The 8,827-nt window shown below is 71.1% G+C and carries 5 protein-coding genes; 1 reads left to right on the top strand and 4 read right to left on the bottom strand.

From position 1 onward, the window contains the following. Nucleotides 1-493: transposase (locus STRTUCAR8_RS08115; RefSeq protein WP_199791673.1), on the bottom strand; the 493-nt coding region annotated here is incomplete at its 3' end. Nucleotides 494-625: 132 nt separating this feature from the next. Then, the gene (locus tag STRTUCAR8_RS08110; protein WP_006375048.1) at nucleotides 626-3,313 is read right to left on the bottom strand and encodes a carbohydrate-binding protein; all 2,688 of its coding nucleotides are present in this window, start codon (nucleotides 3,311-3,313) and stop codon (nucleotides 626-628) included. Between the two features lie 212 nt (nucleotides 3,314-3,525). Here STRTUCAR8_RS08110 and STRTUCAR8_RS08105 point away from each other — a divergent pair, with 212 nt between their 5' ends. Then, nucleotides 3,526-4,551 (top strand): LacI family DNA-binding transcriptional regulator, encoded by a 1,026-nt coding sequence (locus STRTUCAR8_RS08105; protein ID WP_006375045.1) that lies wholly within the window; start codon nucleotides 3,526-3,528, stop codon nucleotides 4,549-4,551. A gap of 40 nt (nucleotides 4,552-4,591) precedes the next feature. On the opposite strand, the gene STRTUCAR8_RS49440 is transcribed toward STRTUCAR8_RS08105, so the two are convergent. Beyond that, nucleotides 4,592-7,573, bottom strand: a complete 2,982-nt coding sequence (locus STRTUCAR8_RS49440; protein WP_006375047.1) for a CHAT domain-containing protein — start codon at nucleotides 7,571-7,573, stop codon at nucleotides 4,592-4,594. A gap of 3 nt (nucleotides 7,574-7,576) precedes the next feature. Continuing rightward, nucleotides 7,577-8,827: hypothetical protein (locus STRTUCAR8_RS08090; RefSeq protein ID WP_006375046.1), on the bottom strand; the 1,251-nt coding region annotated here is incomplete at its 5' end.

The raw sequence follows: 8,827 nt of genomic DNA, 5'->3' as shown, positions 1-8,827 counted from the left end.
CCGCGACCATCTCCAGCCAGCACAGTTCCCGGGCCGCGGACTGCACATGCGTGGAGTCGGTACGGGCCCGGCCGGCGGTCTTGAGCAGCCCCTTCTCCCGGGCCGCAGCCAGGATGCCGTCCAGCACCATCCGCCCGGCATCCGTCTCGATCAGACGGTCCCTGAACTCCGACAGCACCGAGAAGTCGAAGCCCGGATCACCAAGGTCCAGCGCGAGGGCGTATTTGAAGTCGATCCTGGCCCGCACCGCCTCGGCGGCCTGCCGGTCCGTGAGCCCCTCAACGAATTGCAACACCAGCACCAACGCCAGCCGCCCCGGCGACCAGGCCGGCTTCCCTCGCGCCGGGAACAGATCCGCGAACTCCTCATCGGTGAACAACGGACCCAGCTCGTCCCGCACCCGGATCGCCAGACTCCCCTTCGGGAACGCTGCCCGCGCCACCCGCACCGTCTCCGCCGGAATCTCGACCGGCCCGCTCGGCTGCATAGACATCGACACCCACCCCATACGACAACATCGGCTCCCAAGACCACAACCAGGTCTTGGGAGCCGACGTCACGCACGGGCCCGAATTAACCAACAGCGTCCGACGACGGCCCGGGCCCTCTGCCGTCAGCCGGGCCGCTACTCCGCGAGCGGGGTGACGGCGATGCGGTCGATGACCGGCGCGTACGGGGATCGCTGGTCGTACTGGTTGTACGTGTCGCCGTTGAAGTCGGGCAGCTCCTCGGCGGTGAAGGTGAGCTGGTTGGCGCCCTTCCTCAGGGTGAGCGGGACGGTCAGCTCCCAGAAGTTGTTGAAGTGGAAGGTCGTCGGGAACAGCACCCGGTGGGACGGTCCGCCGTTGACCGAGAGGTCGGCGTGCCGGGCGATCGGGTCGGGGTTGTAGTGCGTGGCGGGCGGCTGTTCGGCGTTGGAGTAACGGATGGTCACGGCGTGCCGCCCGCCCTTCTCGGCGGCGACGTCGACCGTGAGGGCGTTCGCCCTGCCGTCGCCGATGCCGGTGACCGCCTTGCCGCCGGTGGCGAAGGTGTAGGCGTCGGTCACCTTGGCGGCGCCGGAGAGCCGGCCGTCCTCCGCCTGGTAGACCCTGGTCGTCAGGGTGCCGCCGGTCCGGGCGACCCGCAGCCGGTCGAGGACCAGGGCGCGTGAGGCACCGGTGACGGTGATCTTGTTGATGCCGCCGGACAGGAACATCCGTATCCGGTCGGTGCCCTTCCTGTCGCCCCCGACCTTGGGTACGTCGAGTTTCTCGCCGTTGAGGGACAGGCTCGCCCTGCCGCCGCCCAAGTGGTCGACGTACACGGTCGCTTCACCGTCGGTGGGGGAGTGGACCCAGAAGGTCGCGGCGCCGCCCTTGCCCAGCGGAACCGTGCCGGGACCCGAGACGCCGGGGCGCGTGTAGGCGGGCCGCGTTCCGGAGAGGGTGGCGTACTCGGCCTCGTAGACCGCCGGTGCGGTCACGCGCGCGTCCCGCAGCGACAGATCGATCTTGTCGATGATGGCGTCGCCCCTGGTGACGCCCAGGGCGGGGTCCTTGGCCGCGAGGGTGATGCGGTGTTTGCCGGCGGTGAGCTTCACCGTGGTGTCGGTGTGGCCCCAGACCACCCACTTGTAACCGAGCGGCAGCCGCAGTTCCTGCGGATCGGCGCCGTCGACCCGCAGGAAGACGTTGGTGGGACCCTGCTCCTTCACCAGGTCGTACAGGTTGTAGGAGTTGGCGAACACACTCAGGTCGTACGTGCCGTCCTGCGGGACCTCCACGTCGAAGCCGAGGACCCCGTCGGAACCGGTGCGCAGACCGCCGACGTTGTACGTCCCGGAGGTGGCGAACCCGCCGACGTTGGAGGGCGTGCCCTCGGGGCCGTTCTTCGAGTAACCGCCGCCGGAGTAGGTGGCGTTCTCCGCCTCGTACGTCCCCCGCCAGCTCACCGACGGCTCGGCCGGCGCCGCGCCGTGTCCGCCGGGGGAGAGGATGACCTGGTAGGCCGACATCTCGTTCATGCCGGTCATGGGGAGGGTGACGGTGCCGTCCGCGCCGACCGTCAGCTCCTGGTCGGCGAGGCGCAGAGGCTGGGCCGAGTCGCCGACCTGGCCGGTCCAGGGGAGCTCCTGCACGGTGGCGTGCACGGCCCTGCCGAACAGCTTGCGGTCGATGTTCCGGAAGACGACGTCCGCGTCACCGCTCTTGCCGCCGAAGATCGCCCGGGACTGCCGCTTGTCCTTGTCGAGGGTGGCGACACCCTGAAGTGTGTACTGCTGGTTGGGATGCGGGGCGGTCACCTCGACCGTGTGGCCGGACATCTGACCGTAGGCGTTGAACAGCCACCACTGGCCGTTGCCCTTGTTGGCCTCCACGGCCGAGTCGTTGAGGTTGCCGTCGATGTTCCAGTACGCGAGGTCCGCGTCGATCTTGGAGTCCTCGATCGCGGAGACCCACTGGACGACCTGGCCGGGCACGGAGAGGTGGAAGTTGTGGCCGTACTCGTTGACGTTGACGGGCAGTGGGCCGACACCGACGTCCTTCTCCATCTGCCGGTACTTCGCCACGTTCGTGCGGACCGCGGCGGGCGACGACAGCTCGTGCCAGGTCATCACGTCCGGCACCACGTCGTTGGCCTTGGCGTACTGAAGGAAGCCCTTGACCTGGTCGTAGAGGACGCTGGTGTTGGGGCCTGCGATACGGGCGTCGGGGTCGAGGCCCTTGATGAGGTGGTAGACGTCCTTCCAGGCCGCGAAATAGGCTCGCGGGTCCTTCAGCCAGGAGACCTGGTCGTAGCTCCACTCGCCGGTGCCGAACATGTTCCCCTCGGGCTCGTTGAAGGGAACGTAGACGACGTGGTCCTTGTAGGCGTCGTCCATGGTCAGGACCTGCTGGACCTGCTTTTTGATCTTCTCCTTGAAGTCGGCGAGCCGTGCCGGACCGTCGGCGCCCGGCCACTGGTAGGGGAAGCCGCGGTAGATGTCGGTCATGTAGACGTAGACGTCCCTGCCGCCCGAGTCCACGAACGGTGGCAGCATCTCCAGGGCGTCGGCGCCCGGATGCTGGGGTCCGTCCTGTGCCTTGGTCGACACCGTGCGGACGTGCATGCCCTCCAGGACGTTGCGGCTGGGCACGCCGTCGCCGTAGACGCCGTAGAGGGAGCCGGAGGCGCCGCCGTGGAAGGCGCCGGTGTCGGTGGCGAGGTCGATGGTGAGCTGTTCGGGCTGCGCCGCGCGGGCCGTGCCGCCGGAGGCGGGTACGGCGAGCAGGGCGGCGAGGGCGGTGACGGCGGTGGCGCCGGCACTGGTTCTGCTGCGGGTGCGTCGCACTGAAGTCTCCGTGGGGTGAGCCATGATGAGTGTCGAACCGGTTCGAAAGATGCGTGCCGGAAGCTAGCACTGCCGAAAAGTGCGGGGCAATACCCTCAACACCTTCAACGCGGATAGGCTGGGAGGTAATTGAAGATCTGCGTCAGTCATTGACAAGGGCGGCTGTCGCTCCTAATTTGCCCTCACGCGAACCGGTTCGACGAAGGAGTGCCGTGAACATCGGGGAGATCGCCAGACGGGCCGGGGTCTCGCGGAGCACCGTGTCGTACGCGCTGAGCGGCAAGCGCTCGGTGTCGGAGGAGACCCGGCGCAGGATCCAGCAGGTGATCGACGAGCTGGGCTACCGGCCCAACGCCAGCGCACGCGCCCTGGCCAACGGCCGCACCAGCACCATCGGTCTGGTCTTCCCGCCGGCGGGCAATCACTACACCGGCATGCAGCTGGACTTCATCGGCAGCGTGGTGGAGGCCGCGGCGGCCTACGACTACGACGTGCTGCTCTCCCCGAGCGGGGTGGACAGCGACCGTTCGTTCCAGCGGCTGCTGGGTGAGCGGCGGGTCGACGGCGCGATCCTCATGGAGATCAGACTCCAGGACGACCGGGTCGACCACCTGGGGGAGGAGAACTTCCCCGCCGTCTGTATCGGCCGCACGGCACACGCGGACCGGGACTGGTGGGTCGGCCTCGACCACACCGCGCTGGCGGCGGCCTGCGTCAACCACCTCGCCGACCTGGGACACCGCCGCATCGCCCTCGTGAACCGGCCCGAGCACCTGCTGCGGGCCGGATACGAGTCGGCGCACCGCGGTCTCGACGGCTTCACCAAGGCCGCGGCCGAACGCGGGCTCACCGTGCGCACGTACTGCTGCGGCGACGACGCCCCCTCCGGCCAGGAGTGTCTGGAGCGGATCCTCCACGACGACCCGGAGACCACGGCGCTGGTCACCCTGAACGAGGCCGCGCTCGGCGGCCTCTACCGGGGCCTGACGATGGCGGGCCGTCACATACCGCGCGACTTCTCCCTCACCGGGGTCGTCGCCGGCCGCTGGGCGGAGACGGTGACCCCACAGCTCACCGCGGCGGACGTACCGGCCGAGCAGATGGGCCGACTCGCCGTCGAACTGCTCGTCGAGCGGCTCGACCACCCAGACGCGGTGCCCCGCCACCACCTCATCGCACCGCCCATCTCCCTGCGCGCCAGCACCGGGCCCGCCCTGGTGTCCGGAGCGGGCGGCTGACAGCTCCACGCCTCCACGCCTTCGCGGCTCCCCTACGGGGTCACACGGTGATGGAAGTGAGGGCCGCCCACAGCAGGGGCGAGTGCTCGATCCGGCCGCCGGCCCGCCACAGGCCGAGCCGCTCGCGCTGCCAGCGGCCCAACTCGCCCACGGGGTGGGGGTGTTCGTGGGCGGTGTCGACGGCGATGATCGTTTCCGTCAGCGGGCGAACGGACTCGGGCAGGCCCGCCAGCTGATGGAAGGCGAAGCTGGTCGGCAGCACCCAGCGGGTGGCGGTGACGAGTTCGGCACCGTTGTGGATCATCGCTGTCGCGAGACCGAACGACTCGGCGAAGCGCAGATCGCCGCCGCTCTCGCAGCCGATGAGCGCGACACGCGGCGGCGCGGGCCAGAGATGGGCGCCCGGCTCGCCGTCGGCACGCAGGGGCAGCGTGCCCAGCAGAAGATCCTTGGCCGACAACGGGCGGTGACCGCGCACCGGTTCGGCCAGACCGGCGGTTTCCGGGCCGCAGCACAGATGGAGGGCGCCGTCCTCGCTCTGGCCGCCCTCGACGGGCGCGCCGCTCACATGCCCGACGTAGAGGAGCCTGCGGGTGCCCTCGCGGAGCACTCCGCTCAGCCAGTCCCGGTCCAGGTCGGTGCGGCGCAGCGCCTCCGCCGGGGTGGCGACGGACGGCACGACGGCGCCCTCGGCGAGACGCCTCCGCACGAAGGACAGCAGCTCCGGGTCCGATCCTGGCGGCCCCAGGACGGAGCCGAGCGGGGAGTCGGCCCGGAACCCGGGGATGCGGGGGTCGAGGACGAGGACGACCGGACCGGCCTTCGTGTCCGGGTCCCGGTCCGGCGTCCGACGTCCGGAGCCGGCCTGGCGTCGCAACGACATCGGCGTGGTGGTCACCACGTCCGCCAGCTCGATGAGCCGTTCGTCGGACGCGCTGTCGACGGCGAGCAGTTCCCAGGGGACCTGGGCGACCCGGGGCGAGGGCTGGATCCGCACCAGCGGACGGCCCGCACGCTGCGACACCTGACGTATCTGTGCCGTCAGTTCCTCCGGCCACACCGCCTCGGCCAGTACCCGCGCGAGCCGGTGCTCGGCCCCCCGCTCCGCCAGAGCTCCGGGGTCGAACGCGCGCCGCACCCCCGCCGCGCCCTCTCCCGTCCCCGGCAGCGCGGCGGCCAACTCCCCCACCGCACTGTCGACTTCACCGGCGGTCCCTCGGCCGGTACCGAAACCCCGGGCGCCGCCGGCCCAGGTCCAGGTCATGAACAGGTCGCCGGCGTCGGCCAGTCGGACCTGGACCACCGGTCGGCCCGTCAGGTCGTCGGTGAACCAGAAAGGGACCTCCTCCTCGTTCACGATCCGCCGGTGATAGCGGAACTCGGCCCCCGCGATGTACTCCTGGAGCGCGAAACGCCCCGGCCCGTGCGCCGCCATCCGCACTCTCGGCGGCGGCGCGACGCGCAGACCGGCGGAGGCGGCGGCCTCCGCCGCCACACCGCCGAGGGCCATCGGGCCGTCCGCGCGCGCGTAGGTCTTCATGGCCGCACCGGGGAAGACCGACCCGGCGTCCTCGGCGGGCCCCGGGGGCGATACGTGGGGCGCCGACGACGGTGGCGTACGGTCCAGGGCGAGCAAGGCGCCCGCACTGCGGTGTTCCACCAGTTCGAACAGCAGCCCCTGGTCCTGGCGTCGTACAGCGAGCTGGAACACCAACTCCATGGCCTCGTCGGCCAGTTGGAGCCACTGGTGGCGGGCGTGGGCAGTGGCGAAGTCGAAGCGCGCCGCCTGCAGGGTCAGTGCCGCCGGAAGCGCGAGGGAGAGCGCGTTGTCGATGGACCGCCTCTCGTGGTCGCCGTGGTCCGTGCGGTTCAGGTTGTCCTCAAGGGTGCGCGCGAGCATCAGGTCGACCTGTGCGCACCGCTCGTACACCTCCCGGGCCTGGTAGATGTCGCGGGCCCCCTGGGCCAGCCGCTGCATCTCGGGGATGTCGCTCTGGCCGTAGGCGAGTTGGGCGCCCAGCAGCATGCTGTCGGCGGCGGCGACCGAGGCGCCGATCTCTTCGAACCGGGCCAGGCTTGCCTCCATCAGCTCACCCGCGCCTGAACTGTCGCCGCGCCGGCCGGCGAGGTAGGCACGGGCCTGCTCGCAGACCGCCAGATCTCCGGACCACTGTTGCTGCTCGAAGAACGCCGACGCCTCGGTGAACAGCCGCTCCGCGAGGTCGAGTTCGCCCCGGTCCATCGCGACATACGCACGGTGCGCGAGCAGCGAGTGCTGCTCGCCGACGTCCCCCAGCGCGCGGTAACGCTCCTCCGCACGGGCGAGGTGGTCCTCGGCCTCGTCGAACCGCCCCGTCGAGGAGCAGATCATGCCGAGGGCGGTCAGCAACCGTGGCACGGTCTCCAGTTCGGTCGCCTCCAGGGTGGACAGCAGTCCCGTCGCGTGTTCCTCGGCGGTTCCCCACTCGCCGCGCTCCATCAGCAGGAGCACGCGGTTCGAGCCGAGTTCGGCGGCGCGCAGCCCCTCCGGATCGTCGAACTCGGGCAGCCTGGCCGCGGCCTCGTCGAGACAGGCCAGCGCCTCGTCCAGCCGCCCCGTCCTGCGTCGCAGGTCAGCCATGGCGAGGAGCGTCTTCAGCAGGACTTCCAGCCACAGTTGACGGCCGCGCGGCCCCATCGGCTCGGACGCGACGGTGTCGAGCAGGGCGCGGGAGCGCTCGACGGCGTCCTCGGCCCCGGCCAGGTCCGTGGCGTTGAGCCGGACGCTCGCGAGGTCGGACAGCAGGTGGGCCCGCAGGAACCGTACGTCGGGCGAGTCCTCGATGGACTCCGCCACGGTGAGCAGCTCCTCGTAGACGGCGCCGGCGGCCGTGAGATCGGCCGTCAGCTGAAGTTCCTCGGCCAGGGCGAGGCCGCCGTCGAACGGATCCCCGTACAGCGGCATCACACCCGCTCTCTCGACCGGTTCGCCCTGCCCGCCTTGTTCAGCCTGTTCGCTGTGTACGGCCTTGTCGTCCCGCATACGTCAGTAGTCCTCGTCGGTGGCGGAATCGGCGGCGGCCGTCTCGGCGAGGAACGGTGCCGGGAAGCCGTCGTTCGGGTTGGCGTCGTTCGCCGGCGGCCGGGCCGCGGTCGTCAGCCGCCGCCGGACCAGGGCACGGACAGCGTCACGCTCGGCGCGGCCGTCGGGTGAGCTCGGTGTGCCGGGGCCCGGGTCGAAGCCGGGCAGCAGGACGCCGACCTCGACACGCGGCGTCCGCAGCGCCGCCGACAGGTCCGGGGACAGGTCCGCGTAGCCGGTCCAGAGGTCGTCGCGCCTGGTGAGGGGCGCTCGGTGCGGGTCGCCGCCGTTCACCCGGACCTCCGCGACGAGGGACGTACCGGTGGCTGGCGCGGAGAGCTCGGCCAGGGCCTCGACCTCGATCAGCCGCCGTGCGCCGAGCGCGCGAGCCGTCCACGACACCGCGTCCTCGGCGGCGTCGACGAAGCCGGGCGGGTAGCGGCACCAGTCATTGACCCCCGAGCCCCGGGCGATCACCCGGCCGCCCGCGACGGCCGTTTCCCCCGCGGCGAGGGTGTAGCCCGCGCGGCGGCTGAAGGGCGTGCCGGAGCCGGCCGCCGTACCGGCCGGACCGTGCCCCTCCAGAGCGGAGCGGAGGTGGCGCAGGGCGGGTCCGTCGATTCCGGCGCTGTCCGCCGCGTCGTCGAGCAGCCGCAGGACGCTCTCCAGCCGACGACCGGTGTCTGATGCCCGCCCTGCCTCCCGCCACCACTGGATCAACGGGTCGAGTGCTGCCCCGTGTTCCTCGATCAGCTCGGCCGCGCAGTCGTCGGGCTGGTCACCTCCGTCGTCGAACAGTTGCTGGCAGCGGTGGGTGAGTGCGGCCGACTCCAGGCCCAGCAGGTCCGGTTCGAGCGCGGGTATCCCGTCCGAGTACGACGCCGGCCACCACCGGGTCGCCCAGTGGCCGAGGCCGAGCCGGGCGGCGGCGCCCGCGAGCGCCGTGACCTCTGCCGTCACTTGTACGTCGGTCCGTCCCGCCGCACAGTCGTGTACGGCGGCGGCGACGCCCTCGCCGTACAGGGCCCACACCCACTGCTGGGCGCGTCCCACGTCATGGATCTCCGCCGACGGCAGGACCGGTTCGTCGAGCACGGCCCAGGTGAGAACAGCGCCCGCGACGTCCAGGACGGCCCGGGTGAAGTCGGGGCCCACGGCGACTACATCCCCGTACGCCTCGATGTCACGGAGACCGGGCCCGGCGGCGATCAGGAT

It is taken from the genome of Streptomyces turgidiscabies Car8 (assembly GCF_000331005.1).
In the GTDB taxonomy this organism is placed as follows: domain Bacteria; phylum Actinomycetota; class Actinomycetes; order Streptomycetales; family Streptomycetaceae; genus Streptomyces; species Streptomyces turgidiscabies.
Note: the sequence above shows the minus strand (reverse complement) of the source record. Positions and strands in the feature narration are given on the sequence as shown.